27 protein-coding genes, 2 tRNA genes and 1 riboswitch are annotated in these 26,547 nt (G+C 61.8%); of the genes, 6 read left to right on the top strand and 23 right to left on the bottom strand.

The window, feature by feature from the left end:
• Positions 1 to 82: 82 nt before the first annotated feature.
• Positions 83 to 191, bottom strand: a riboswitch (TPP riboswitch).
• Positions 192 to 1,291: 1,100 nt separating this feature from the next.
• Complete coding sequence (locus Q7S20_01355) at positions 1,292 to 1,951, bottom strand: hypothetical protein (protein ID MDO8500472.1); 660 nt, start codon at positions 1,949 to 1,951, stop codon at positions 1,292 to 1,294.
• Positions 1,952 to 3,193: 1,242 nt separating this feature from the next.
• On the opposite strand from Q7S20_01355, the gene Q7S20_01350 reads away from it, so the two are divergent.
• Complete coding sequence (locus Q7S20_01350) at positions 3,194 to 3,763, top strand: tyrosine-type recombinase/integrase (GenBank protein ID MDO8500471.1); 570 nt, start codon at positions 3,194 to 3,196, stop codon at positions 3,761 to 3,763.
• Between the two features lie 356 nt (positions 3,764 to 4,119).
• Here Q7S20_01350 and Q7S20_01345 read toward each other — a convergent pair whose 3' ends face one another.
• Entirely contained in the window at positions 4,120 to 4,614 is a 495-nt protein-coding gene (locus Q7S20_01345; GenBank protein ID MDO8500470.1) for a hypothetical protein, read from the bottom strand.
• 120 nt (positions 4,615 to 4,734) lie between these two features.
• On the opposite strand from Q7S20_01345, the gene Q7S20_01340 reads away from it, so the two are divergent.
• The 3 genes from Q7S20_01340 (at position 4,735) to tcmP (ending at position 7,146) form a co-directional block, all read left to right on the top strand.
• Entirely contained in the window at positions 4,735 to 4,956 is a 222-nt protein-coding gene (locus Q7S20_01340) for a helix-turn-helix transcriptional regulator (GenBank protein ID MDO8500469.1), read from the top strand.
• Between the two features lie 333 nt (positions 4,957 to 5,289).
• Positions 5,290 to 5,439 (top strand): hypothetical protein, encoded by a 150-nt coding sequence (locus Q7S20_01335; GenBank protein MDO8500468.1) that lies wholly within the window; start codon positions 5,290 to 5,292, stop codon positions 5,437 to 5,439.
• Between the two features lie 810 nt (positions 5,440 to 6,249).
• Complete coding sequence (tcmP, locus tag Q7S20_01330) at positions 6,250 to 7,146, top strand: three-Cys-motif partner protein TcmP (protein MDO8500467.1); 897 nt, start codon at positions 6,250 to 6,252, stop codon at positions 7,144 to 7,146.
• A gap of 2 nt (positions 7,147 to 7,148) precedes the next feature.
• Here tcmP and Q7S20_01325 read toward each other — a convergent pair whose 3' ends face one another.
• The 13 genes from Q7S20_01325 to Q7S20_01265 form a co-directional block, all read right to left on the bottom strand.
• Complete coding sequence (locus Q7S20_01325) at positions 7,149 to 7,901, bottom strand: phage Gp37/Gp68 family protein (GenBank protein MDO8500466.1); 753 nt, start codon at positions 7,899 to 7,901, stop codon at positions 7,149 to 7,151.
• 114 nt (positions 7,902 to 8,015) lie between these two features.
• Positions 8,016 to 10,271, bottom strand: a complete 2,256-nt coding sequence (locus Q7S20_01320) for a hypothetical protein (GenBank protein MDO8500465.1) — start codon at positions 10,269 to 10,271, stop codon at positions 8,016 to 8,018.
• Positions 10,271 to 10,660, bottom strand: coding sequence for a hypothetical protein (locus tag Q7S20_01315; protein ID MDO8500464.1), 390 nt, complete (start codon positions 10,658 to 10,660; stop codon positions 10,271 to 10,273). Before Q7S20_01315 ends, Q7S20_01320 begins: the two co-directional genes overlap by 1 nt.
• Positions 10,661 to 10,852: 192 nt before the next feature.
• Positions 10,853 to 11,221: a hypothetical protein gene (locus Q7S20_01310; GenBank protein ID MDO8500463.1), complete on the bottom strand. Its 369-nt coding sequence runs from the start codon at positions 11,219 to 11,221 to the stop codon at positions 10,853 to 10,855.
• A 2-nt stretch (positions 11,222 to 11,223) separates the two neighbouring features.
• Positions 11,224 to 12,375, bottom strand: a complete 1,152-nt coding sequence (locus Q7S20_01305; protein MDO8500462.1) for an HK97 family phage prohead protease — start codon at positions 12,373 to 12,375, stop codon at positions 11,224 to 11,226.
• Positions 12,372 to 12,956 carry a hypothetical protein gene (locus Q7S20_01300; protein MDO8500461.1) on the bottom strand — a complete coding sequence of 195 codons (585 nt, stop codon included), beginning with the start codon at positions 12,954 to 12,956 and terminating at the stop codon, positions 12,372 to 12,374. The genes Q7S20_01305 and Q7S20_01300 overlap by 4 nt, the downstream gene beginning before the upstream one ends.
• Before the next feature lies 1 nt (position 12,957).
• Positions 12,958 to 13,536, bottom strand: coding sequence for a hypothetical protein (locus tag Q7S20_01295; GenBank protein MDO8500460.1), 579 nt, complete (start codon positions 13,534 to 13,536; stop codon positions 12,958 to 12,960).
• Positions 13,536 to 13,823 (bottom strand): hypothetical protein, encoded by a 288-nt coding sequence (locus Q7S20_01290; protein ID MDO8500459.1) that lies wholly within the window; start codon positions 13,821 to 13,823, stop codon positions 13,536 to 13,538. The genes Q7S20_01295 and Q7S20_01290 overlap by 1 nt, the downstream gene beginning before the upstream one ends.
• Before the next feature lie 65 nt (positions 13,824 to 13,888).
• Positions 13,889 to 14,191, bottom strand: coding sequence for a hypothetical protein (locus tag Q7S20_01285; protein MDO8500458.1), 303 nt, complete (start codon positions 14,189 to 14,191; stop codon positions 13,889 to 13,891).
• A 213-nt stretch (positions 14,192 to 14,404) separates the two neighbouring features.
• Positions 14,405 to 14,749 carry a hypothetical protein gene (locus Q7S20_01280; GenBank protein ID MDO8500457.1) on the bottom strand — a complete coding sequence of 115 codons (345 nt, stop codon included), beginning with the start codon at positions 14,747 to 14,749 and terminating at the stop codon, positions 14,405 to 14,407.
• Positions 14,746 to 14,940, bottom strand: a complete 195-nt coding sequence (locus Q7S20_01275) for a hypothetical protein (protein MDO8500456.1) — start codon at positions 14,938 to 14,940, stop codon at positions 14,746 to 14,748. Before Q7S20_01275 ends, Q7S20_01280 begins: the two co-directional genes overlap by 4 nt.
• The gene (locus tag Q7S20_01270) at positions 14,940 to 16,565 is read right to left on the bottom strand and encodes a DnaB-like helicase N-terminal domain-containing protein (GenBank protein ID MDO8500455.1); all 1,626 of its coding nucleotides are present in this window, start codon (positions 16,563 to 16,565) and stop codon (positions 14,940 to 14,942) included. Before Q7S20_01270 ends, Q7S20_01275 begins: the two co-directional genes overlap by 1 nt.
• 255 nt (positions 16,566 to 16,820) lie before the next feature.
• On the bottom strand, positions 16,821 to 17,021 hold the full coding sequence (locus Q7S20_01265) for a hypothetical protein (GenBank protein MDO8500454.1): 201 nt from the start codon (positions 17,019 to 17,021) through the stop codon (positions 16,821 to 16,823).
• Positions 17,022 to 17,106: 85 nt separating this feature from the next.
• Here Q7S20_01265 and Q7S20_01260 point away from each other — a divergent pair, with 85 nt between their 5' ends.
• Together Q7S20_01260 and Q7S20_01255 are read left to right on the top strand one after the other, a co-directional pair.
• On the top strand, positions 17,107 to 17,835 hold the full coding sequence (locus Q7S20_01260) for a hypothetical protein (protein MDO8500453.1): 729 nt from the start codon (positions 17,107 to 17,109) through the stop codon (positions 17,833 to 17,835).
• 10 nt (positions 17,836 to 17,845) lie between these two features.
• A complete protein-coding gene (locus Q7S20_01255) occupies positions 17,846 to 19,066 on the top strand; it encodes a hypothetical protein (protein ID MDO8500452.1) in 1,221 nt (406 codons plus the stop codon).
• Between the two features lie 9 nt (positions 19,067 to 19,075).
• On the opposite strand, the gene Q7S20_01250 is transcribed toward Q7S20_01255, so the two are convergent.
• The 8 genes from Q7S20_01250 to recO form a co-directional block, all read right to left on the bottom strand.
• Positions 19,076 to 19,450 (bottom strand): hypothetical protein, encoded by a 375-nt coding sequence (locus Q7S20_01250; protein ID MDO8500451.1) that lies wholly within the window; start codon positions 19,448 to 19,450, stop codon positions 19,076 to 19,078.
• A 252-nt stretch (positions 19,451 to 19,702) separates the two neighbouring features.
• Positions 19,703 to 19,790, bottom strand: a tRNA-Ser gene (locus Q7S20_01245).
• 68 nt (positions 19,791 to 19,858) lie between these two features.
• Positions 19,859 to 19,945 (bottom strand) — tRNA-Ser (locus Q7S20_01240).
• 60 nt (positions 19,946 to 20,005) lie between these two features.
• Positions 20,006 to 20,509, bottom strand: a complete 504-nt coding sequence (gene tadA, locus Q7S20_01235) for a tRNA adenosine(34) deaminase TadA (GenBank protein ID MDO8500450.1) — start codon at positions 20,507 to 20,509, stop codon at positions 20,006 to 20,008.
• 3 nt (positions 20,510 to 20,512) lie between these two features.
• On the bottom strand, positions 20,513 to 23,224 hold the full coding sequence (gene clpB, locus Q7S20_01230) for an ATP-dependent chaperone ClpB (protein ID MDO8500449.1): 2,712 nt from the start codon (positions 23,222 to 23,224) through the stop codon (positions 20,513 to 20,515).
• A gap of 79 nt (positions 23,225 to 23,303) precedes the next feature.
• A complete protein-coding gene (locus tag Q7S20_01225; protein ID MDO8500448.1) occupies positions 23,304 to 23,762 on the bottom strand; it encodes a hypothetical protein in 459 nt (152 codons plus the stop codon).
• Positions 23,763 to 23,912: 150 nt separating this feature from the next.
• Entirely contained in the window at positions 23,913 to 25,793 is a 1,881-nt protein-coding gene (gene selB, locus Q7S20_01220) for a selenocysteine-specific translation elongation factor (protein MDO8500447.1), read from the bottom strand.
• Positions 25,778 to 26,539 (bottom strand): DNA repair protein RecO, encoded by a 762-nt coding sequence (gene recO / locus Q7S20_01215; protein MDO8500446.1) that lies wholly within the window; start codon positions 26,537 to 26,539, stop codon positions 25,778 to 25,780. Before recO ends, selB begins: the two co-directional genes overlap by 16 nt.
• Positions 26,540 to 26,547: the final 8 nt, after the last annotated feature.

Raw genomic sequence — 26,547 nt, 5'->3', positions numbered from 1 at the left:
GGAATGTCGCGTATGTCGCGATGGGAGCGGGGCCGGCGGAAGAGGCGAGGGACGAAGACTCGGGCTTCGGCGGCTCGCGACGCGCATGCACCAGTGACGCTCCCTTCGCTGGAATGACCCAGATCAGGTTCGACGGGTGTGATCTCAGCCCGCGCTTGTCGACTCGTGCGCAGGCACCCCGTGCCACTATCTCAAATGGTAACCGGTCAGGCGGGTGTCGCGCAACCGGTTGTCAGGCATTTCAACGCGAAACGCCCATCATGCTCATCTCGCACTACGATCGCGACTCATGCGGTTTAGGTGGATGGAAATCACCGCAGACAGTGCTCACGTTTACCAGCAGCCCGAGCTGGCCGTCATGCGGGAAGCGTTGAATGGACAAGCGAAGCGATCGATCGCCGGTGGAACGTGAAATGGCCAGCAGGAGTGGACAGCAGAAAAATCGCTCGTCCTGAAACGAAAATCTCGCCTACTCACCCGTCGTTCGAGCTTGGCGATGATGGAGTCGGCGGTGCCGGTCCACATGAAAGGGCACGTGTTGGTTGATACGGACAGAGAAAAAATCTGTCAACGCCGGCGGGCAGGCGGAAGTAACCCGCGCTCTCAATGACCCCGCCCTGAAGTGAGCCTTCGTTTCTTGCTCAACTGCCCTTGGCCCTGTCGGTGGTTTTGTTGCTCGGGTATCGCCGGCGCCGTGCGCGGCGCTCTACTCGGCGCTCCACGTATCCAGCGTAAGAACCATCTTGATCGCGCCTGGCACTGTGCGAAAAGGCGATTTCCTTTCCGGACGATAGACCTTTGCTATGAACGGTGGCCTGTGCTTCTCGCGAAACCTTATGAGGCGTGGCGCTAGCAAGACAAAGCTTGCCGCCAAGTCCTGATGCCTCAACTTCCCGACGTGAATAAAAAGCGGCACGCCGCTTCGCATCACGGCATCGCGTTCATCTGGGTTCCTTCGTCAAAGCTCGTGCAGCAACTGACTTACTGCTGATTTCTCGATGCTGAGAACAAAACAAATCGCTCTCAAAGACGACTCAGAACCTCGAACTCTGCGAAAACGGCGGGCCCACTACAGCCATTGCTTCGCAGAAAACTGAAGGAACAATTGAAGGGAGAATTGAGGCGAGAACCCAAAGATAACCGGAGCAGAGCCAGTGAGTCCTGGGGGAAGCCGACGTTATCGATCCTGAGGCCAACCCGAGACGCGGTCTCTCATGTGAACCATCATTCCAATAGCGAATCTGATGATGTCCGTGTGACGGCCCCGAGGCGGGACCTTCTAGGGGGAGAGTTACTCATCCCCCCTTCTTCTCTTCCGCGATTCTCGCGCTTTATCGCGCGGCAGTTTGGAGCCGATCTTGGGCGAGGCCCCGAGCGGTGGCTCTTGCCTCTGCCCTTTAAGATGTGGCGGGTACCGCCACCCCTGAGCCGCCACCTGCATCGCCTCCTTCCATGCTTCCAGATCCGCGGCTGACTTAGGCTTTGTCGATGGATGGATGAAGAGAGACATTGCGACCGGGCTGAACTGCATGGTCACCAGCGACTCTGACTCGAGCTTCCTCCGCACGGCGTCTCCCCCATTCTCGTTGATGAGCCCTTCCAATAGGGTATACCACGCCCGAAGCTCGAGCTCCTCGGCCTTGGCTCTCAACTCGTGACCGCCCGCTGACAGGTCGCTGAGGCTCAACCCTTCTATAACCAGGGCGTTATACGCCAGCCGGATTGTCCGCGGGACAGCGAGCAAGGACGTGTGACAATCCTCGCTCAGCCGAAGGCTCCCGACGACGGACTCCCACCTCGCTAAAGCCGGCGTCGCGGATGGAAGCGTCGGCGGCGGCGGGATGGGGGCCTGCCCCTCACCCCGGAGCAGCCACCCGAGAGAGGCCCCACACGCATTAGCGATATTCTCGAACGCCCTATTCCGCGGCGACTTGACCACTCCGTCGATCAAGCGGATCAACGTCGGCCGAGTTACTCCCCATTCTCGGGAGGCAGCACGCACGCTACCGCCAGAAAACTGGTTAACGAGCCATTCTATTCGCTCACCGATCAGAGACTGGCTGCTCTTCCTCGTGTCGACCCGTCTGGACATAGGGGTGTTCTATTAATAGGTTACGAACATGGATCTGTCCAATTTATCACCTCACGCTCGCGGTCGCGACAGCCAACTGGGGCGATGCGCAGAGATCCTTAAACGCTGGCGCCTACGCAGGGACGAATTCAAGAAACTCCAGGCGTCGGTTGATGGTGCGAGGATCTGCGACGAGGTGCTGGCGGACCTTGAGGCGATAGCGAAGAGTGGGCTGGACGATCTGCTGTCAATTACACAGGCGGCCCACGAATCGGGGTATTCAACTCGACAGTTATCTCGCGATGTGCGCGCGGGACGCATTCAAAATTTTGGCCGCGGCGGCGCTCCTAAGCTCCGTCGAGGCGATCTGCCAAGAAAACCCGGTCACTTGTCTCCGCGCCCGCAACCAGCCATTGTTGGCACTGCAACGCAGATCGCGCGGTCCGTCGTCACCCTCAGCTAAAGAGGTTTCCGATGGGACACGCGAGAACACGAAAGGCATGGAGTTACTTGTGCGGTGAGCGAGGACGCAATCGCGTCCGCGCTTTCGAGGACTTGACGCGTCGCGTCATCTTCCTTGAGTTCTGCGAGCGGCATAGAGATGGCCGCGGTATCAAGAAACGCGTATCGACCGGTCATTCGGATCGCGAGCGCGCGAAAACGCAGGCTGACACGCTAGCACTCGAACTCCGCTTCACTGCATCACCTGCGCGCGCCACGCTAACCTTGGCGTCGTTGTTTGACAACTATGTACGTGAAGTAACGCCAGAGAAAAGTGCTGGCAAGCAGCGCCACGACCGTGCCTGCACGGAGCTATTCCGTCGGTGCTTCGGCGAGAAGCGGCATCCCAAGACGCTCAATCGGCGAGATTGGGATCGGTTTATCAAGGAGCGGCGGCGGGGCACGCTCCGCCCGCCGGGTTTGATGAGGACCAACGGAGAGAGAGAGCGGTCGACACGACCTCGGCCAGTGCGCGATCAGCAAATCCGATACGACTTACAGTTCCTGCTTGCGTGTCTTAACTGGGCGACCATGGTACACGATGCGTCAGACGCGCCGCTACTCGATCACAATCCACTCCGTGGAAGTCCGCTACCTCGGGAAGAGAACCCGCGTCGGCCGATGATGACGGAGGCTGAGTATCGCTCTCTATTAGTTGCGGCCCCGCAGGTAAGTGAGCAGTTTGCGCTCGCTCTCATGCTTGGCTACGAAACGGGCCATCGGATCGGAAGTATCCGTCTTCTTCGCTGGGCGGATATCAACTTCGGCGAGCGGTCAGTGCGTTGGCGGCCCGAGAGCGACAAGATCGGGCTCGACCACACGACCCCGTTGAGCGATGTAGCGGCAAGTTTACTGGAGCGGGCACGCCGGCAGCGCGCGACGATCGGGGATGGATGGGTATTCCCTGCCCCGACCGATGGAGAGGCGCCCTGCCACCGCCGCACACTCCTCAAGTGGTGGACTCAAGGGGAGAAGCTCGCGAAGATCGAGCATGTGCCTGGATTGGGTTACCACAGTCTCCGCAGGCGCTTCGCCAATGACTTGAAAACCACCAACCTCCGTGACTTATGCGGTTTAGGTGGATGGAAATCACCCCAAACAGTGCTCACCGTCTACCAGCAGCCCGAGCTGGCCGTCATGCGGGAAGCGCTCAAGGGACGAGCGAAGCGATCGATCGCCGGTGGAGCGTGAAATGGACAGCAGGAATGGACAGCAGAACGATTGCTCATCGTGAAACGAAAATCCCGCTTACTCAGAAACAGCAAACGGGATAACGAGTTACAACGGACGGGGTGGGATTCGAACCCACGGTACGCTATAAACGTACACACACTTTCCAGGACTGCCTGAATCTAAGCCATTTCGGCTAAGTTAGCCGCTCGTCAACACTTGGCGTTGTCGGTGAGCCGACCTTTACGCCGAAATAGCCGAGTTTAGCCGCTGAAAAGGGCACAAAAAAGGCACAGTCTCAGGGAGCCGCGCCTAAGGCACATCCACCATCGCCGCGATGGTGGATGTGCTGAACGACTTCATTTGCGTGCTCCGCCTTACCTCGGCTCCGTTCGCAGGAACCCCTTCGGCTGCTCCCGGTGAGGCCAGGGCTTGATGCCCTTCGCGACCGGGAGCGTCCCGTCGCGACGCCCGATCAAGAGCGCCGCAGAAAGCGCCTCTACGAGCGTATCGAGATGCGCCAGCTCGCATTCGATCGTCGTGCCGCGAGATCGACCGTCCTCGGCGCCGCGCGGGTGCGCGATGTCAACGTTGATAAGTACGTGATCCCTCGGGTTCGCGTACTGCCCTGTCGTGGTCGGGAGATAGAGCGATTGCGCCGCTCGATCGTGGTGAATGGTCACGCCAACGCTCCACAGAATTGGCGAGTCCGCAGGTAGGAAGGAATCGTCGGCTACGATCGCCTTCACTGAGACCGAGCCGCTCGTCATTTCGTCGGTGACCATGGAGCCGCGCCAACCCTGCGGGCGGCTGTGTCTGAGTTTCAGGGCTGTTGCGGTTTCTGGTGCTGCCTTCCTTTTCTTGGCGGGCATCGTGGCTTCTCCTGTTGGGGTTTGGTCTACGGCGTACTATATCACTTGTGCTAGGGTGCTGTCAAGCCGCTTGTGACATATCACTTGTGCGTTAAGCCAGGAGGTGGTAATTTTTCCATTATGAGCCCCGCCCGATTCAGGCTGCAGGAGGTTATCGACGCGAAGGGAACAAGTCAGAGTCAGCTTTCGAGAGACTCAGGCGTGAGCTTCGCCACGATCAGCCGAATGTGCCGGAACGTCACGGCCCAGGTATCGCTCGCGACTCTCGATAAGCTCGCCAGCGCCCTGAATGTCGAAGTCGGGGATCTGATTCAGCGGGAGCCGAAGGGCCGGCGGAAGTGAAGCGCGCACTTCGGATCGGTTTAGGCCTACTGGCCCTTGCACTTGCTGCGTTCGTCTGGCCGACCATGTACCGATATGAGCATGGCGCAATCGGCAATGGCACGGGAGACTGGCTTATACGAATCAACCGTATCACCGGAGAGGCGCAGGTTTTCACAGGCGCCCAGTGGGGACTCTGAACCCCAGTGCTGGTGACGTTCGACCGCGAATGAGAGAGCTCCTCGAGTGGGTAGACGAGCCCGCCACAAAGCGGGAAAAGAAACGCAAGGCGAAGTGATCTGCCCCGTCCACTTCCAGCCTCGGCCCTGCTTCGTATGTGCGCTCGAGGAGAGATTGCCGGGCGGCCTGCTGGAACAACTCTGCGCGACGGCCGCCTTCATGGAGGCGCTACCGAATCGCTACGCCATGACCGGCGAGATTCAGGGAGAGGTGATTCACATCGCAGCGGAGATTCGAGGACTTGCCGAGCTGCTCGCCGCTTGAGGTCGCCTGCGGGCAATCTCCTCGAGCGGGAGCCCGAAGGGGCGGCGGGACTGTGACGCCTCGTGCGCTGAAGCCGCCGTCTCCGGCGCGAGCTGAGGCGGAGAGACAAGTCGGAACGGCTATTGCCGCCCGCGATTTTGAGCGCGCAGCTCGCATCGTTGGGGACTACGAGAAGAAACAGCCGTCACCGCGCGGAATCGGCGTCGACTGGCAGAACTACGATGCACGCATGGATGTTCGCATGCTCTCGGTGATCTACTCCGTCGTTCCCGGCATTCTGCGCAACGTGCGGAGCGAGGCGATCGCACAACTTCGCTTTGCAGCCGCAATGCAATTATTATGGGGTGAATCCAAACGTCGCTGGCTGCCGAGGGAGCTTTCTACGGGCATTCACATAAACGCAGATGCAGCAGCTAGAATGTTCGTGTTTTTTGCGAGGAATCGCGCGCAACTGGAGGAGTATCTCGGGCCATTCGCGTACAACCGGCTAATGCCCACCGCCGTTTCAGTCGTTGGCGATCCGCGGACGTGCCTTTCATGTGCTGCGCTTACAGGCCGAGTCTTCCCGCCTGGCTCCACGCCAGAGCTTCCACATCCAGAATGCACCTCCTCAGATGGCTGTCGCTGCCTGATACGCATTAGCCGATGATATACGACCACCGCGGGCGGGCTCTCGAGCTACGCCAGAGGATTCTCAAGAGCATGACGGCAGAAGAGATTGAGGAGTATGCTCGCCTTCATTCTCCTGCCGAATTGGGTGCGCTGGTCCAGCGACCAAGAGCCAACGGAACCCTCACCGCCCGAACCTGATTGTCACGTAAGCGGCCAGTCGTAATAGCGAAAGACGGCCTACGTGCTCGCGAGAGTGGCGCATGGGGTAAGCAGAAGCTTGAGTTCATCGATCGCTTCGGTCCTCCCGCGCTCAACGTCACGAAATCAAAGCGACAGCGAGTCTACTTGGATCTCTTCGCGGGGCCGGGGCTCAACGTGGCGCGCGATGGCGGGGGAGAGGAATTCGACGGGTCGCCGCTCAGAGCTCTCAAAATGCACGCGCCCGGCAACCCCGACGTCTGCTTCACTGATGCTATTCTGGTGAACAGGGTGCTCCCCGATCACGAGGCGTTGACCGAGCGTGTTGCGCGGCTCGTCGCTTCCGGTGAGTGCCGAATACCACTCAATCGAATCCGCCTCGTTCACGCCGATGCGAACGAGGCGCTGCCGGCAATCATGGACAGTATTCCACGCTTCGACTACGTGTTCACATTCGCGGACATCGAGGGCATAAAGGAGTGGCCGTGGAGATCGGTCGAGAATCTGAAGGCACTCGGTCACCAGAGCGTGGACCTTTATATGCTCTTCCCGATCCGGCAGGCGTTTCAGAGGTTGATGTCGTTCAAGCTGGAGTATCTCGAGCGGTACGCGCCGCGATTCGACGCATTCTTCGGATCTGAGGAGTGGCGGGAGTGCCTTCCAGCACGAATCACGAACTCACATACGAAGGCGTTTCTTCTTTGCCTCGAAGCGGTCTACCTTCGACGGCTGAAAACTCGCTGGAACCACGCTCGCATTGTCCGAACCGTGTACGAGGTGGGGGACAAATGCCTCTACAAGATGCTATTCGCGTCAAACAACGCGGTCGCGGCCAAACTGGTGAAGTGGGAAGAGGGGGCTGGTGATCCGCCACCGCTCGAGTTCGACTTCACCTGACTTCACGCGACTGCTTCGCCGAGCTTCTCTGGATATTCGTTCCATTCGCGGCCTTCGAGTACGCGTCCCTTCGACTTTGGGGTCCGTCCGCCCCACTGTTTCCAGAAAAACGAAACGTCGCGCTCGAGGCAGAGATCGCGTAGTCCGATTGCCCATTCCTCTTTGCAGGGACGGTAGCCGATCCCACTTTCGCCGCCGCCGATTACCCAGTGGATGTCGTCGAGATTTAGACCATCGAGGGGAGCTAGCAGCGGCTCTGCAGAGATGAACCGCACAGCCGCCGGGACCTGGCGTAGTGCGTCGGCTCGTCGTGCGACATCCATCGATTCGATCGAAGTGCCCATCCAAATATTGTGAGTCCACACGAGGTGCTCTGCGAGACGCGCGGCCCGCTCAGGACGCTTCGTCAGAACTTGGAACTGATGTTGAGGGCAGGCATTCATCACGTCGAACACTTTTTGTATCTGCTCAAGGGAAAAGTGCGCGTGGAAAACGTCCGACATGCTGTTGACGAAGACTCGTTTCGGCTCGCGCCAGCTGAAGGGCTTCATCAGCCGCTCCTCCCAGAAGCGGGGGGCGAACGGATCTGCGCGGTTCTGTTCGGTGTCCTTCACCGGGAGTTGCCGGAGGTAGTGTTCCCGGACTTTCGTGTGGGCCAGCGTGTAGGCGTAACAGTTGTCGCAGCCCGAGGAGATTTTCGTGCAACCCGTCATCGGATTCCACGTCTCATTCGTCCATTCTATTCCGGTACTCATACTCGATACTCCCGCGCGGCGCGGAGCCGAATATATGCCGAGAGCTCAAGGAATGCGCCATCCGACGTGAACACTGTTCTAATTACCATGCGGCGTTTCCTCCGCCGACGGTTCTCAAGTTGCCACCGCTAACGCGAGGCGGGACATGCCCCCCCGCGCGCGCTTGCGCTCGATGACACGACCTACCGCCTCCGCCACTCGTTCCGGATCGCCCGCGCCCGGCACGGTGATGTTGATGGTGTCGTAGCTGTACAAAATCTGGTCGCCTTTCCCACCGCCGCCACCACCTCCGCTACCCCCGACACTCCCGCCGCCGCCACTTCCACTATCTCCGCCACCTGCGCCCGTGACCATGTGCCGGAGCGCGTTGATGTTCAGCACGCGCGGGATGTTGCTGAGTGCACTGGCGAACTTGGTGACAGCATCCGTCGCGTCGTCGGTCGCGTCCGTGTTGCGCCGCGCCGCACGGGCCGCGTCAATCATGCTCTGGCCCATGTTGATCATGCCCTTCGCACTGACGAACGGGAGCGAGTCAATCAGCTTGCCGATACCGAGGATCATCCAACCGATTGCCTCACTGACGAAGCTGAACGCGACCGAAATGACGCGGACGACCCCGGCAAGAATTTTCAGCGCGGGGGCGAGAGCCGCCGATAAGAGATCGGCCACCATCTTTATCGGCGGCACCAGCATGTCACCGATGACACGGCCCACCATTTTCAGCGGCTCCAAAAGCGCGGAGAACGCTGGCGCAAGCGTCTCCATCGCCCCGCTGATAATGGGAAGCAGGATAGCGAACTTGCCGAACTCCGCGGTCGCCTGAATCATCTGTCCCATCTCGCTATTGCCAGCGCCCGCCTGAATCACCCGGCCGATCTTCATTCCGAAACTGTCGCCCTCTTGAAAACCGTATGGCCTCCCTCCCGCCGACGGCGAGACGATATTCCCGGTCATCTCGGCGATCTTGGGCCCGCTAAGGGGATTGCTTCCACCTGCGCCCGCGAATGCCGGCGTCACACTCGTCCCTAGCCCGCCGAGCTGTTCAGCGAGCCGGCCGAGGAGCTTACTGGCACCGCCAGAGCCAAGGGTGTTCAGCGTACTGACGAGCTTTCTGACCTTGCTATCGGTCATCTCTGCAGCCGTGCCAGCATCCAGAAGCTTGAGCTCGAGCGCACCTATCGCGCGCCCGCTCGAGGCCATCGACTTTTCTGCGATCAGGTCGAACGCTGAGCGCAGCCCCATGATCTTGCCGGCGAGTACTGGTATCCTCACCGTCAGCGCGACGAGCATGTCCAGGATAAAGCCGACCGAGGTGAACGCGGCGTCCTTCATGGCCGTCCAGGCCAGCACAAACTGCAGCTTCACGGCGTCCCAATGCTTCACCATCTGGATACCGGCTGCGGTGAGCGCGCCGATCGCGAGGATGGTGAGACCAATCGGTCCGGTTAAAGCAGTGAATCCCGACGTGAGCAGCGGCATGAACTTAAGAATCGTCCCGAAGATTATTACCGCCCCGGTAAGCGCGACGGCCAGTCCGGCGACCACGCCGATCGTTATTTTCGTTCCTGTCGAGAGGTCGCCAAACCATCCGACGACGGCGCGCACGGCGGGCACGACACTCTCCTGGAGGAATTTGGCCAGACTCGTCATAACAGGGATCATGCCAACGCCGATCTCGCGGGTGATCGCGCCCGCGGTCTGGGTGAGTGTGCCCAGCGCCTTTCTGAAGGCGTCGGCGGACTTGAGCGCCTCATCGGACATAACGAGACCGAGCCGCTGCGCTTCGTCGCGCGCCGCCGTCATTTCCCCACTCGTCATCGACAGGATCGGGGCCAACTCAGACCATGATTTCCCGAAAATATCGGCGGCGAGCGCGTTCCGGCTCGTGATGTCGGTCATGCCCTGCAGACCGGTGATGATCTGAGGCAGCAGGACGTCCATCGAGACCAGCTTGCCTGACGCATCGTTGGCCTTGATGCCGAGCAGTCCGAGCGCATCCCCCAACTTCTTGCCCTGCTCGTCGCCGGAGGACATCGCGGCCGTGAGCTTGATTGCTGCGTTGGCCAGCGTGTCGGACTCCACGCCAGCGACCGATGCAACGTGGCGGAATTCCTGCAACGTGCGCGCGGTAAGCCCGGTCATGTCTACCAGGTCAAGCAGCTCATCAGCGAACGTCCCAACCTTCACGGCAGACGCCGCGAGCGCGGCCCCAACTCCGACGATGGGAATAACCAGATTCTTGGTTAAGGACGCGCCGAGATTGGAGAATTGCCGTCCTGCCTTCTGAATGTCCTTCTGGGACTGAGTTAAGGCTTTATTGAGCCCGCTCGTGTCGGCGCCGATGTGAACGACTAGAGATGCGAGACTCATTAGAATTCCCTCGGATATTGTGTGAGCGTGTCGACGCGGCTCCGGGCTAGCCGAACAAGCAGCCGCGTTTCTGGCGCCGCGTCGTCTGGTAGCGGCGTGGCGATCGCCTCGCGCAGAGACCTCCGCGTTGTCTCGATCTCACTGATGTAAGCCTTGAGGAGAACGCCGCCGGCGATCAGGCGAGGGAGAAAGGCGCTCGCCACCGCCTCGGCGTTTTCCGGTCCGAGTAACGGCTCAAGCTCGAGCGCGCCTTCCTCGATTGCGGCCGAGATCTCAGCGCGTGCTGCTTCCTCGGCACCCGCTTTCTTGATCTCGCGACGGAGCAGTCGCGGAAGCTTCTCGAAAGCCCCCTCCCTCGCTTCCTTCCCAGCGTGACGGTCAGGCAGCATGTGAAGCTCTGATTGACCGGGCGATGATGCGCTCGGCCTTAGCTCCATCCAGTCGGCCATACTGGCAGTATATGCCGATATGGCGCGGGCGCCAGTGTTTTTTGTCCCCGCACGTCGGCCCGCCAACTGCTGCGCAACCGCCGAGAGCTTCATCCGAATATCTGGCAACAGTTCACCGTTTAAGAAAAGTGTTTATCCGACGACGACATGAATGGCGCCGGTCGTCGCATTGCCGCCGGCCGCGACGACGACCTTCACCCGGTCGCGCACGGCAACGATGAGGTCAGCGACCGCCGTACCTCCGGCCGCGTAGAGCGCAGCGACTCCTGCCGTGGAATGCGTGGCCTGTCGCGGTGAGCGCGTGGCGCTCGCGTTGACGTTGTCCTCCGCCCAGACCGTTTCCCCGGTTCCTTCCAGCGTGACGGTGAAGTCCACGCCATCGGCAAAGTCCGTCTTTACATAGCGAATCGTGCGGATCGGGCCGGTAACTACCGGCGTGTAGCCGGTTGCCGACCCGTCTGCTGCGGTGGTCAGTGCGACCACATGGCGTTCAGCGTACATGGTCAGGCAACCCTCTTGGCAAATAGCGCCTTCTGGATGATCGCCTCGGCTTCTTCGCCGGTCAGCGCCGTTTTGCTCCAGATTTCCCGAGAAAGGGCAACAACGGCCGGCCAGTGCTGTCGCAATACGCCTTCAACTCGCGCGATCTCGTGCTCGATGTCGTCGTAGCCCGAGGAACGGCCGGATGCCGCCAGCGATTTGCGGGCACGATTTACGTCCGAGTTCATCGGCCACTCGGTGGGTCCGGGCGCGTCATATCCGGCGAGCCGTTCGCAAGCGATGCCTCCAAGACTCGCTTGCGCGTCTGAGTACGGGTCCTTTTGCCGCTTGGCATGAGCGCTCCCACTAACCCGCACCCGGTCGCGATCCTCGTCCACGACCAACCCTACCGCGTCTACTCCCGCACCCGTTGCCCAATACATCACGGCGTGGCCGCTCTCGTGGTCGCAGACTCGTGCTACCCATGATCGCGAGACATCGCGGCCGATGGCCTCGTTAAGGATGCGGCGAGTGCGGGCGCGGCGCTCCTGTTCCTCGCAGCGCGCAATCTCTGCGTCGTTTCGGCGGCGCTCGGCCGCCAAGTCGCGAGGCGGGCGTGCCTTCGCCGTTTCCGTAGCGAGCTGAAGCGCGCGGACTGAGACGACGGTTTCACTATAGGCGGCGAATGCTACCGGGGACACGTCTATGAGTTCTTGAATCTCGACAATGCGCCGGACGGTTACGCCATCTTTCCCGGTCGAGAAGCGATCGCCGATGCCCGGCTCGACGCGAAACGCAAAGCTCATCTGGCTAATGTCGCCGCGGCGCACGGACTCGAGCACGCCGTCACCTGTCGCAGTCTTGGGAACGTCGATCTCGGCGCGGAGTCCGGTCGCGTCCTCGTTCAGTCGGAGCGTGCCGCTCTTGGTGCGGCCGAGCACGTAGTTTGGGTTGTGGTTCAGTAACGCCCGAACGTCACTGGTGCGGAGTGCCTTGGTGAACGCCCCCGGTTCGATGATCTCCCGCATTCCGCCGCCGAGATTCTCGCTCAGCGAGTTGAACACGGCCGCGTAGCCGATCAGTCGGCGCCCATCCGCTGCTGCACCAGCCCGGCCCTCCGAGCGGAGCGGGACCGGGGACGCCGAAATGCGCCGCTCGATCTGTGGCGCGCTCATGGCTGCCTCCGGCGGTTTTTCACGATCACGCCATAATCCTTTTCGACCTGATCGAGCCAGCGATTCACGTCGCTTGCGTAGACGCTGAGTCGCGTTCCGTTGAGCGGCACGGGTGGCGCGATGGACGCAAACGAAATCCCTTGCTCGGTGAATCGGTCGCGGAATGCAGCTTCCTTCTCGCACGCGGCGCCGAAGGGCGCGAAGGTTTCCACCATCTCGCGCACGATGCTCTGGTATTCGGGGAGCGCCGCCCGCGCGATCTCGCGGCAAATCGCGGCGCGCGTCGTCTCGACTTCCCGCACCTGTTGCTGGACAGCCTCGCACAGTACGCGGCGCTGGTCCTGCAACTCGTCGATTGTCTCGGTGGTCGGCGCGTCTGCCACGGCAACGCTACCCTGACTCAAGAGCGCGCGGGCCTGCTCTGCGACCTGTGTCGCCGCTGGTGTGCGCGACACGCGCCACGCTTCGATCTTTGCTTCGACGCGGGACAATTTGTGCTTTACTGAGTCTAGCTTGTCGGTGGCCTCGATGTATGCGGGGTAGTCCGTCAGGGTTTGCGCGGGTTTTGGCTTGGTGAACATGTCAGTCGGTCCTCATGGTTGGGGGTTCGGTTGTTACGGTCTCGGGGTCCTCGTCGTACTCGATGATTTCGTCGCCCGGCCAGCCGTCGCGCTCGAGCCGGGACCGCTCGCCGGCTGTCAGGAGGGCGTGCCAATCCAGGTACGCGGCCTGAGACTCGTATCGCGGCGGATCGCACGGGTCCAGCGCGACGGCTGGTCGCTCCTGCGCGTGGTTCCACAGCGCCTCGCCCGGGTAGTCCGACGAGTCTTCTTCGGTGTAAAAGGCGCTCGGGATGCCGCAGTTCCACGATTCAACATGTGCGAGCACCGCGGACAGCTCGTCGCCGATTCCGCCCAGCCGGCGGCGCGGCTCAGGTGCATCATAGTCCCACCAGTTCGGTTGCCTCGTGCCCGGGCGCGCCTCCGCCCACGCGGCAACCGCCTCGTCGCGCAACTCCTCCCAAACCGCACGAAGGCGCGCGGGCGACGTGAAAAACTCCTGAATCGCGTACTCGCCGAGCGGCTCACCGAAGGCCCAGCGCCTTTCAAAAGTTGTTATCTCCGGCCGACGGTCTCGGGCGGCTCTTCGCGGTCTTGGCATTATCTCTCCATTTTACGTAGGTGATCGACGCCGGCAACGCTCGGCGGCCGGGACTCGGCGGGCGGGTCAACATCAAGCGCTAGCTCCCGAAGGAGCCGCGCGAATGAGGTCCTGCTGTCCCTCTCGATCGCTACCTCGGGGCGCGCCTTCGGTGAGCCGAAGCGGTCCAAGTAGATAACTCCGAACTTCGCGAGCGCCTCGCGTGCCTGTTGCGTCCTATCCCACGCCTCGCCGGCGAGGGTTAGCAGCCGGCGGTGATGGGGTTCAAGCTCGAAATCCGCGACCACTGAGGACCACCATCGCCGAGTTTCGGCCCGTAGGTGACGCGGGGGAGTCGGTAGGTTTGGCTTCTTCATCCTCTCATAGCCTCAATTCTCGTTGAACCGGGTACCTTTTTGTGCGCGAATAGGTTGCGAGTGGTCGGGGACTTTGCGTTCGCGTGGAGATCCGATCCGCCCCCGGAGGGGGGTATCCCCGCGCCCCGCTGTTGCGGCTGAACCTCGGGTAAGCCCCGGACCCGCCTGATCGCAGCCAGCATCGTCTCGACGGGGAGCCTGCCCGTCGTGGTTACGATCCCGATCTCCTCGACCAGTTGCCGGGCGTCGAATGCAGCCTCTTGCTCACGCCGGGCTACCTCTCGGTCATCAATCATCATGGAGTCTCCGCATTGAGGGGTAACCCGATCTCTCGCCGGCGCTGTCGGCGTTCGGCTTCGACGCGGAGTTCGTCGTCAGTCCGCAGACGCGGGAGCGCGGGAGCGAGCTTGGCGATCGTTGCCCCGCAATCGAGGCAGCACTGCCTCCGGGAACCGTCCGGCTGAGCGACTACCCGCTGGCGACGGTGGCGACAGGTGGCGGGTATGTCGCGCTCACGCATGGCCACTCCGGAGAACACCGCGAGCCGCCGCGACGGCATCGAAGCCGCCCATGTTCGCCCGACTCTTCGATGGCAAGTCTCCGCGACGGATGCGGGGTGAGCCCTTCCGGCCGGCGTTGGGTATCGCGCCCTCGGCCAGCATGTGGCGAAGCCGGTCTCTGGAGTAACCCGACTCGTGTGCCGCCGTTGCGAGGTCCAGCGCATCGTCAGCAACGGAGCGGAGCGCCGCGTCCAGTTCGTCCGCATGGCCCCGACAGACGCCGGCGAGCTGGGAGTCGTAGCGCTCCAGCGTCTCGGCGTCCTGCCGCCAGTGTTTGGCAAGTTCGTTCGGCGTCACGCGGTCCTCGGAGAGCGGGAGACGGCACGCAGGTGATCGAGGATGGCCGGCTTCATTTGCGATAGCTTGGGCGCCGCGCACCTGATGGCGTCCGCGTTCCCGGTGACTAACAGGTGTTCCCCATCAGGCGCCAGCGCGACGCGGACCTCGTACATCACATCAAGCCAGAGAAGCATGTCGGGGATCGTCATTAAAGCACCAGACCTCTCGTCGGCTGGCTGTCTGTCCGTCCGTCCCCCCCCACTACGTGGGGTGGGGGAACGGGACAGGCTTCGGAGTTGTGCTGTGGGACAGGCACCGGACAGGCACCGGACAGGGTGGGACAAGCCCGGGCCGCGTCGCTGGGACAAGCTGTCGCAGAAGAGGCCGGGACAAGCTTCGGGACAAGCTGTTTTGGAGAGCCAGCCGCGATGTCAAACACCGACCGCTGGGGCCCCGCGGGATGGTACGCATGCTTGCCGTTGACACCAAGATCGACGATCGCCCCGCGGTGAAGCAGCTCGGTCACAGCATCGTCAACGACCTTTCCGCGCCCGCCCACCTTTGCCCGAAGGACAGCCAGGCTCACGCCGCGGTTTTGCTCGATTTGGATCAGGACGCGGGCATCGAGCGAAAGCTCAAGGCCGCTGGCCAATTCGTATCTGCCGTTTCGAAAACGGACGTCGAACGGTGGCACCTGCCACCGAGCTCGCCCGGTGATGTGACGGATAGTCGGATCCTCACCGTCCTTTGGCCCGCGCATTTCCAGAAGGCAATCGAATGCAGCTGCAATCTCCCCGGACCCACGGAACTGGCCGTCGCTTCTCCGGGGGTGATGCAACATCAGCAAGCAGAGACTCGGAAACTCGCGGGTGAGCGCGACGAGAGGCCGGACTACCGCGTTCCATCCGCTCGAATCTCCCTCCTCGGGGACCTTGCCCTGTACGACGCGCGCGTACTCCGTGAGCGAGTCAACAACGAGGACATCGAAGGCGTGCTCTGATAGCCTCGCTCGGATTTGCGCGAAGAGGTCAGGCCGCTGAATAACGACAATATCGATATTTTCGGGAACAGCATCCATCTCCGAGAATCGCCGAACGGCGTCGCCTGTTGCTTCCTCGATGCCGGCCCACAGAGATCTCGCACTGGCGGCTGCGACGGGCTCGCCGAGGAAGTATCCGCGCCTTGAAATCGCGGCGACGGCGTGCGCCGCCATAGTAGACTTGCCCGCTTTATCAGGCGCGACAATGAGGGTTGCCCTTCCCCTGTGAGCGAGGCGCGGCACGATGCATGGCGGCGGCAAGAGTAGCTCGGGCTGTTGGACCAGCACCGCCAACGAGACTATGACTGGGACGTCATCTTCCCGCGCCGAATCGTCCAATGACAACTCACGGAGTCGCTGAAGGGCCGCCGCTGGATCTCCCCCGGTTGCCTCTGCCTCAGCAATGAGCTGGCGTGCGCGACGAATGGCTTCGCGTCGCAGCGCCTTTTTGCGAACGATCTTGGCGTGATATTCGACGTTGGCTGAGGTCGGGACCGCAATCTCGAGGAATCCGATGTAGTCCTTGCCGCCAGCCGCACCGAGTTCGCCCGCGCGCGTCAGCTCTTCCGCGAGGGTTATCGGATCGATTGCATCGCCGCGCTCCGACAGTGACGCTATCGCACGGAAGATTCGCTTGTGTGGCTCGCGATAGAAGGCGGACTCATCGACGTGCTTCATTGCCTTGAGCACGGCTTCCGCATCCATCAGCATCGCTGACAGGACCGCCTGCTCGGCGTCCTCGGAGTAAGGAGGAGCCACCTCCGCGTCATCGCGGTGCAACTTCGGTGCAGTCACCGGCGGCGCATGAAAAGGTGACGCGGCCGAACCTGCTGGCATTCGGGGCGCGCGGACTTCGGCATCGGTACAAGTGGCCGTGGTTCGGAGCGATCGCGAGGCAAATTGAGCGTGAGCTGCACACAACGAACTTCACGTTCCACCTCGATCTCGCGGAGGATCTGGCGACATGCAGCAGCGCGATCCGGCTTGCGCCTGCAATAATCGAAGAGCATGCGCGTCATTCCCTGAGTGCACCGACTGAGCGGACGGGCATCATCGCGCCGCCCCCGAATCGCCCGCGAGATAGTCGCGAGCAATCGCCACGCTCGCCGCCCGGATGAAGTCACTCACGGTGGCGTGGACTCCGGCTGCGGCTGCCTCGATAACGCGCCTTTCGCTGGCCGAGACGCGCGATCCCAGTACCTCGGACTTGCAATCGCCACGCGAAGCAAGCAGATTCTTGAAGTCAACCATAAGTTGACGGTAATTAACGGCAGCGGGGGGCGCAATGAATCCCCCTCAAACGGAAATACACTTTCCAGCAACGCGGAGTTTCCCTTTGGCAACAACAAAAGAATATCAGGCCTGGCTACAGGGGGTTAAGGGACGGCTGTCGCTGCTGGTAAAGGAGGCCGGTGAGCAGAAGGCCTTCTGCCGGAAGGTGTGGCCGAGCGACGATGCCGATGTCAACAAGTCGAAGGTTTCAAAATGGGTCAACGGTCTGTCGGGCATTCATCCGACGGAAGTACTTACCGTGGCCGCGGCATTCCAGAGGCGCCCGGCGTGGCTGCTCTTCGGCGAGCTCCCCGAGCGCGAGGGCGTCACGCGCACAGAGGCCAAGCTCGCCGCCGACTTGGCCGCCTACGTCTGGCCTGTAGCGATCAAGAAGGCAGGCGTGAAGCTGACCGAGCCGGCCGGCGTCGGTCTCAACTTGGGTGAGAAAGTCAAGTCTATGATCTCCGGCGAGACTCTTCTACAGCTCTGTGTAGATACGCTCGCGCACTTCCTCCGCGATAATGCCGCGTACTACAGTGAAATGCACGCGATATTGGGAGCCCGCGCGGCACTCGGGGTCACCGCCATACGCTTGAACCGCGCGAAACTGACTGAGGATAAGGCCAGGCTTGAACGCGCGAGTGCGATCCTGGCACGTTTCGCCACCGCGCCAAGGCCCGCCTGGAAGGTCCTCTCGTGGCAGCCGGTCAGCTCCACGCAGGGTGCAGGATCGCCCGCGCCGGCGAGGAAGAGCCGACGAAAGAACAAACCCACGAAACGGAGGAAGTCATGAGGTGGACATCATGAAGCGTAAGAAGAGTGCGACCGTCGAAGCGTCCGGCGTGCGCGTGCGCATCTTCCGCCGTGGCGATCGCTACTATTTCGACGTGCGCCACGGAGAAAAGAGAACGCGGGTCAGCGCTGAGACGGGTGAGCGCAACATTGCGGAAGCGAATGCGCTCACCCTGGCGCGCGAGATCGCGACACAGCAACTACTCGGCGTCACACCTGATACCCTCACGGTCGCTCAACTCTTCACCGCGTATCACGAGCACAAAGGACAAACGCTAAAGGCTCAATGGAAACGTGGAGCCGAAACCCGCTCCCGTCTTTTCAAAGATGCCTGGGGTGATGGCTTCCCCGTCGCTCAGATCTCTCAGTCATCGGTTGATTCATACTGTGTCGCACGTCGTGACGGCCGAGTCGGGCCAAGGGCAGCGACGGGACGCCTGACCAACAAACAGAAGCCCCGTCCATTGCGTGACGGAGCGCTCGACTCGGATTTCAGTTGGCTCTCGAGCGTCTTCAATTGGGCGAGAAAGCACAAGCTTGCATCGGGTAGGCGACTGCTCGACCACAACCCTCTCCATGACTGCGATTGGCCAAAGGAGAAGAACGTGCGCCGGCCGATCGCTTCACACGATCGCTATGTCCGCACCATTGCCAAAGCCGGCGAAGTGGATCCGCAGGGGCGACTGCGCCTGATCCTCTCTCTCGCTCGATACACCGGCAGACGTGAGAGCGCGATCATCCATCTCCGAGCATCGGACGTGATGCTCTCGACTGAGCGGATTGCAAAGGCGCTTGCAACCGCCGGAATGGACGAACGGCTCGCGGAGCACATGCCCTACGGCGCGATCCGGTGGAGTGCAGAATCGGACAAGCAGGGCGTCCTTCACATCACTCCAATCTCCGCGGCGACTAAGACTGAGATCGAGCGCTATCTGTTACTCAATCCGCGACTCGGCGACGTCCCTCTCTTCCCTGGGCCCAAGGACGGCGCGCTTCCTATCTCGCGAGTCGTTGCCGCGCGTTGGCTACTGAAAGCGGAAGTGCTCGCCGAAGTGGCGAAGCTGACGGGCGGGACGTTCCACCCTTACCGGCGGCTATGGGCGAGCGAGCGGCGTCACTTGGCCGACGTGGATGTTGCACGGGCCGGTGGATGGAAGAGCACTAAGACGCTCAGCATCTATCAGCAGTCGGACCCGGCTGCCGTTCTCGCAGCGGTTATGAACGGCACGTGATTGGTGTTGCTAGTGCCTGGAGAGCGTCACGCCCTGATTAAAGAAGCCTGACCCGTTTAGTGCGCCGGACATCGACGCCTCCTTAACGAATGCGGCATAATTCATCGGTTCGAAGCCGGGCGGGCTTAGCGTAAGGGAAACATTCGGAGCTACGAAGGTTCCGGTTACCGTTAGCGCTGTGCTTGTTTCCCCGCTGATTGTCCCATTGCCGGTCACCTGCCCCGCATTCTCCGTGAGGAGTAGCGAAAGACTCACGCTCGATGCACCCGGCGTAAATGTCCCGCTCCAGTTGCCTGCGACCGTCAGTTTTGGCTCGGTCACTTTCTCACTACTGCAGGCCGCAAGTGCGATCACTCCGACTAACAACATGCGGTGGATCTTCATGCTTGGCCTCGATTGAGAGGGGAACCAATTTCACCTGAAGGACTGACATCGCTGGCACCAAACAGTCGCACCAGGATCGCTTCTGCGCCACGATCTAGGCCTGATCCTACGACGGGCCAACCCAATACCGCTCGCCATTCCTAGGGCATTTTAGGGCACAAAAAGGGCACAATCGGCAAACCGACGGAAGAACCGGACGAAAAGGAAAGCCCCGCTCAGCGTTGTAAGCTGTTGCGGGGCTTCTCGTTACTACGGACAGGGTGGGATTCGAACCCACGGTACGCTATAAACGTACACACACTTTCCAGGCGTGCGCCTTAAACCACTCGGCCACCCGTCCCAACATCGATTTGACGCTTCAAGAACCAAAAGGGCCCGAGCTGGCTCAGGCCCATCGCTTGGATATTACGGACAGGGAGAGATACGAACTCTCGATACCCTTGCAGGTACGCCGGTTTTCGAGACCGGTGCCTTCAACCACTCGGCCACCTGTCCAACAGCCTTGAAAGTTATCCGGATGAAGGGGTCGAATCAATCCGCCCATTACGGCGGCCATTACGGCGCGGAATCCCTGCGTGATTCGAAAAAATCCGACAACATCAACGCGCACTCATCCTCCAGAAGACCACCCTGGACCTGCGGTGAGTGGTTCAATCGGGGATGCCGCAGGAGATCGGCGATCGAGCCCGCCATTCCGGCTTTCGGATCCCATGCGCCGAATACCACGCGCTCCATGCGCGCGAGAACTATCGCCCCCGCGCACATCGCGCAGGGCTCGATAGTCACATAAAGCGTGCAGTCGTCAAGCCGCCACCGGTCGAGCACAGCGCACGCTTCGCGAATCGCCAGCATTTCAGCATGCGCGGTGGCATCCTGGTCGCGCACCGTGCGATTGTTCGCGCCGGCAATGATCGTCGTGCCCTGCACCACCAGCGCGCCTACAGGCACCTCGTTCTGGCGCGTGGCGTCGCGCGCAATCGCCATCGCGTTGCGCATGAACTGCTCGTCTATCGCGAATCGCGTGATGCCTCCGTCCGCCACGGCGCGCGAATCAGGCAAGCGTCATGATGCGGCGCCGGCGGTCGCGCCCTTCACGTCGGATTCGATCTCCGAGCCCGAGCTTGGCTCTCCTTCGGGGGCTCCCGGGATATTCGTGAACGTCAGCTGACCATCCGGTCCAACATCCACCGTGATCCGATCGCCTTCCAGGAAGCGTCCCTCCAGCACGGCGAGCGCGAGCGGATTCTGAATGAGCCGCTGTATCGCCCGCTTCAGCGGCCGAGCGCCGAAGGCCTGATCGTATCCTTCGGTTGCGAGGTGATGCCGCGCTGCCGGTGTCAGGTGAATGGAGAGCTTCTTCTCGGCGAGCAGATTCTCCAGACGCCTGAGCTGAAGCCCGATTATGTGCTCGATCTCCGCCTCGCCAAGAGGGCGGAAGACGATGATGTCGTCAACCCGGTTCAGAAATTCGGGGCGGAAGTGCTGGCGCAGCGCGGCGGTCACCTGCGTCTCGACCAGCGCCCAGTCATCGGTTCCATGCTCGAGAATGAAAGCGCCTCCGATGTTGGACGTCATGATTATCACGGCGTTCCTGAAATTCACCGTGCGGCCCTGCGAGTCAGTGAGACGTCCGTCGTCAAGAATCTGAAGAAGGATGTTGAAGACATCGGAGTGCGCCTTCTCGATCTCGTCGAACAGAATCACCGCGTACGGACGCCGTCGCACAGCTTCGGTGAGCTGCCCGCCTTCCTCGTAGCCGACATACCCTGGAGGCGCGCCGATGAGACGCGCCACCGCGTGCTTCTCCATGTACTCCGACATGTCGATGCGCACCATCGCATGCTCGTCGTCGAAGAGGAACTCGGCGAGAGCACGCGCGGTTTCCGTCTTCCCTACCCCCGTGGGGCCGAGAAAGATGAACGATCCGATCGGGCGATTTGGATCCTGCAGCCCGGCGCGCGAGCGACGCACGGCGTTGGATACGGCGCGCACCGCCTCGCCCTGGCCAACGACACGCTCGGCGAGCAGTGACTCGAGACGCGTGAGGCGCTCGCGCTCTCCCTCCATCATCCGCGAGACGGGAATGCCCGTCCACTTCGCGACGATGTCGGCGACGTCGTCCGCCGTCACCTCTTCCTTCAGGAACTGGCGCCCCGAACCCTGCTTGCTTGCCAGCTGGCTCTCAGTGTTGCGGAGCTGCTGTTCGAGCTGAGGGAGGGTTCCGTAAGTGATCTCGGCTGCCTTGCCGAGGTCACCGGCGCGGGTCGCCTGCTCCGCCTGGATTCGCGCCTCCTCCATCTGCTGCTTGATCTTTCCGACGCTGCCGAGCGTCTCCTTCTCGTTCTGCCACTGGGACTTCATCGCGTTCGATTTCTCGCGCAGCTCGGCAAGCTCGCGCTCGAGCGCCTCGCGGCGCTCGACGGACGCCTTGTCCTTCTCCTTCTGCAGCGCCTGGCGCTCGATCTCGAGCTGAGTGATGCGGCGCTCGACCTCGTCAATCTCCTGCGGCATCGAGTCAATCTCGATGCGGAGACGCGATGCGGCCTCGTCGATCAGGTCTATCGCCTTGTCCGGCAGGAATCGGCCGCCGATGTACCGGTTCGAGAGAGTCGCGGCGGCGACGACTGCGCCGTCGGTGATGCGGACACCGTGGTGTACCTCGTATCGCTCCTTGAGACCGCGGAGGATCGCGATGGTGTTCTCCACGCTCGGCTCTCCGACATACACCGGCTGGAATCGGCGCTCGAGGGCCGCGTCTTTTTCGATATGCTTGCGGTATTCGTCGAGGGTCGTCGCGCCGACCACACGCAGCTCTCCGCGCGCGAGCATTGGCTTGAGCATGTTACCGGCATCCATCGAGCCTTCGGCTTTGCCGGCACCGACAATTGTGTGCATCTCGTCAATGAAGATCACGAAGCGGCCTTCGCCTTCGGTGATCTCCTTCAGAACCGCCTTGAGCCGTTCCTCGAACTCACCGCGAAACTTCGCGCCCGCGATCAGGGAGCCGAGATCGAGTGACAGCAGCCGCTTGTTGCGGAGGCTTTCGGGGACGTCTCCGTTGGTGATGCGCTGCGCAAGTCCTTCGGCAATCGCCGTCTTTCCGACACCGGGCTCGCCGATGAGAACCGGATTGTTCTTGGTCCGCCGGGACAACACCTGAATGACGCGGCGGATTTCTTCATCGCGTCCGATTACGGGATCGAGCTTTCCCTTTCTCGCCGCGTCGGTGAGGTCGCGCGTGTAACGCTGCAGCGCCTGATACTGATTCTCCGGATTCTGGTCGGATACGCGATGACTTCCCCGCACCTGCTCGAGCGCCTGCAGCAGATCGTCGTGCGCTGCGCCCGCGTCATTGAGCAGTCGCTTCGAGTCGGTGCCTTTGACATCGGCGAGCGCGAGGAGGAGATGCTCGGTAGAAACGAAATCGTCTCCGAGGTCCTTCGCTTCCTTTTCCGCTCTGTCGAAGACCTGGTTGAGCTCGCGCGAAACATTCGGCTGCGCGTCGCTCTGCTTTGGATACCGCGCGGCCTCGCGCTCTGCCTGCTCGCGGAGCGACGCCACGCTCACGCCAAGTTTCTGAAGAACCGGTACGACGATGCCCTCATCCTGCGCGAGCAACGCAAGAAGGAGATGCAGATCGTAAATGACTGGATTGCCCGCGCGGCGCGCGAGCGAGACGGCCTCGTTGAGGGCTTCGCCGGACTTTACGGTAAGCCTGTCGGGATTGATCATGCCGTCACGTGGTGCAATGTGAGTGCCCGGAAAGCCTGCCACTGTGGCCGACCCGCCACGCAAAAAGAAACGCGCCCCGTTCCCGGGGCGCGTTCAAACTGCCGATTCCTGCGTCGTAATGCTATTTCGACACGAGCATTTTCTTGACGACTGCCTTGCCATCGACCTCGAGACGATAGAGATAGACTCCCGACGCGACTTCCTGCTGCGTCCTGGCGTCCTTACCGTCCCAGTACGCCGTGTACTGGTTACAGGTCAGCAACAAGCGGTCGATCGGTTCCCCCCCAGCAACATTCCCCGTTCCGCCTTGCAGGACCGGCACAGCCACTGGCTGCGCCAACACATTGTAGATCCGCAAGCTGACGCGGTACAACCGGCTTGGATCCGTACATCCCGCACCGTCACCGATGCTGAACGGGATCCTCGTCTCCGGATTGAAAGGGTTCGGATAGTTCTGTCCGAGCTCCAACCCGGCGCCATGCGCCTTGCCGGATTGGGGTATTACTCCCTGAGCCGACAGTTTGCCTGGCATGAACGCGCTGAGGGCAAGCACTACTAGTGCCACCCACAGGTGTTTCATTTTCGCTCCACTGCTGACAAAGAAAGTGTTAGAGAATGCCCCTTGGAATACTGGTTGTACGGATGTTCGCTTCGGCCAACCTACGGTCATACTGACAGAACGTCAAGCACGGTCGGGACGTGTCCGGAACCCGTTCCATTCCCACCGCCATCAGCTTACCGCCCCCCTTACAACCCTGCCCTCGTCCCGTCGTTCCGTGATGCCCTTTCGGTCACAGAACTCCAGAAATGGGATCAGATACTTCCTTGAAACCCCGAGAACGTCCCGAAGCTCCGCCGGCGCGTAGATTCGCCCGGCTTCGAGTGTGGCTCTCATCTTTTCGATCATTCCCGCCACGGCGTCACGCGAATAGAAGCGATCGTCCGAAACGCGCTCCAGCTGTCCTTCCCGTTCAAGCCTTCGAAGCATCGCCGGAGCCGATCCGCCAAATTTCGCGGAAAGCTCCCCGACGCTCGGCGGCTCAGCAGGGTGAATGCAAATCTCATGCAAGATCGCGTCGCTCAGCGCCTGCTCGCGCTCGCCCAGCTGAGACACCCATCCAAAAGGACGCGCGAGCGAGCCGACAAGCTCGATTCGCCGCCTCTCTGCAAGACGATTCAGGGCCAGCTCCATAACCTCCGCCGGTGCCGTGACGGAGGACCTTATTGTCTGCAATGAGACACCTGCCTCGAGCGGATGGTTTGCCATGCCGACAGCGATCGCCATTTCCACGGCGCTCTCTATCTGAGTGATGGTGCCGGAGCACCACGCACGTGCGGCCGCCACCTCAGCGTCGAGCTCGGCGAGCATCGAATGCACTGCCGATGGCGCGAGTCCCGTCCGTATCGGAATGACATCCAGCGCGATTCCGGTGGCTCCGGACAATTCGAGCATTTTCGCCAGACCGTTTCCGGCGCCGTCGTATTTCGAACGGCCGGATGGTTCCGAATGCCGCATGGACGCGAGCCGTTGCCTTCCCGGCAGCGGATACGGGTCGAGGACCTGGCCACCGCCGATCGTGCGCGCCGGCGAAGGAAGCCGGATCACGAAGCGGTCGCCACCGCGGGCGAGTACCGGGTCGTCCAGAATGACACGCGCGAGCACCTCGCCCGATTCCGCCGCGCGCAGACCGCCGAACCGCGCACCGGTATCACTCGTTCCGAGGTGGATGCGCACGCGCGTTCTGGGCGAAGGGCTGAAGCCGGCGTCCATGAATGAGAGACTGGCGTCCATCTCGCGCGTCGGTGCCCACGCCGGCTCGGTGACGAGCACACTCCCACGTCCGACGTCGGATACATCGCAATCCATCAGCGCAATCGCGGCTCGATGGCCAGGGCTGGCCGCGTCGACCGCCGTGCCGTGCGATTGAATCGCTCGCACACGAGACTTCCGCCCGGCGGGTTGGATGATGAGCGTCATGTCCCGTCGTACCTCGCCGCTCCAGACGGTGCCCGTAACAACGGTCCCTGTGCCGCGAACGGTGAATGCGCGATCCACCGGCATTCTGAACAGATCTTCGTCGCGCAGTGGTCGCCCGGACTGGAGAGCGGCACGCGCTATCGCGCTCTTCAGCTCGCCGATGCCTTCGCCTGATATTGTGGATACCGGCACAACCTCGGCACCAGCGAGCGGCGTGCCCTCGACGAGAACGCCGATTTCCTCTGTGACGAGCTCGATCCAGTCTGGCTCCACGAGATCGCATTTCGTCAGCGCCACTACGCCCCGTGGGATCTTGAGCAATGACAGTATCTCGAGATGCTCGCGCGTCTGCGGCATGATGCCTTCATCGGCCGCAACCACGAGAAGCGCCACGTCGATTCCACTCGCGCCGGCAAGCATCGTCCGGACGAACGCTTCGTGCCCGGGGACGTCCACGATGCCGATAGTGCCGACCCCGTCCAGCGTCAGCGGTGCGAATCCGAGATCGATCGTGATGCCCCGACGCTTCTCCTCGGGCAGGCGATCCGTATCTATTCCCGTAAGAGCGCGAACGAGTGCGGTCTTGCCATGGTCAATGTGTCCGGCAGTGCCAAGTATCACGCGGCGCTCCACGCTCCCTGCTCCCACACGCGGTACGCGCGCAGCTCACGGTCGCCGCCGAGATGCTCCTGGAAGAACTCGCGGAGCAGGCGCTGATGGGCTCGTGCCTCAGCAGCGCTCAGGTCAGGAGCGCGTCCGCCGCTGCTCCATTCGCGAATCGCATTGCGCGCGGCTGGTGGGATTACGCGACTGCCGGTGGCGATCGCGCCGCATCGCGCGCAAAGCGCACCGCCCGCGGAGTGCGAGAAAGCGACGCTGGCCGCAGGGTCCAGCGACGCGTGGCAATTGGCGCAGACATCGAGCGCCGGGTTGAATCCGATGGTGGAGATGATGTTCCAGGCGCCGGAGAGCGCCGCGTTCACCGTGTCGTCAGGCTCGGCGACGGCTAGCTTGTCGAGGGCAAGCTCGATCACGTCGAAGAGACCGGGCGCCGGCTCGTCACTCGTCGACCTCATCGCCAGCTCGGCGATCATCGAGCCAGCGGTGAAGCGGCCGACATCCATGGCCAGTCCGGCGCGCGCGCGCGTCACGTCGAGAGAAGCCAGCGCCTGCAGCTCTCGATTGGGACGCACGTCTATCTCCGCCGTACCCTGCGCAAAAAGATCCACAGCACTCCCGAACCTCTTACGCGAGTTGCGCGCGCCCCGCGCGAGCACCGACTGGATCCCGGCGTCCCGCGTCATGAGACGAATGATGCGGGACGTCTCGAGATAATCGAAGGCGTGCAGTACTATCGCTTCGGTGACGAGCGTGCCCATCCGCGCAA

The sequence above is a fragment of the Gemmatimonadaceae bacterium genome (genome assembly GCA_030647905.1).
GTDB lineage: Bacteria > Gemmatimonadota > Gemmatimonadetes > Gemmatimonadales > Gemmatimonadaceae > UBA4720.
The sequence above is the reverse complement of the archived record's forward strand: the minus strand, read 5'-3'. Positions and strand labels throughout refer to the sequence as shown.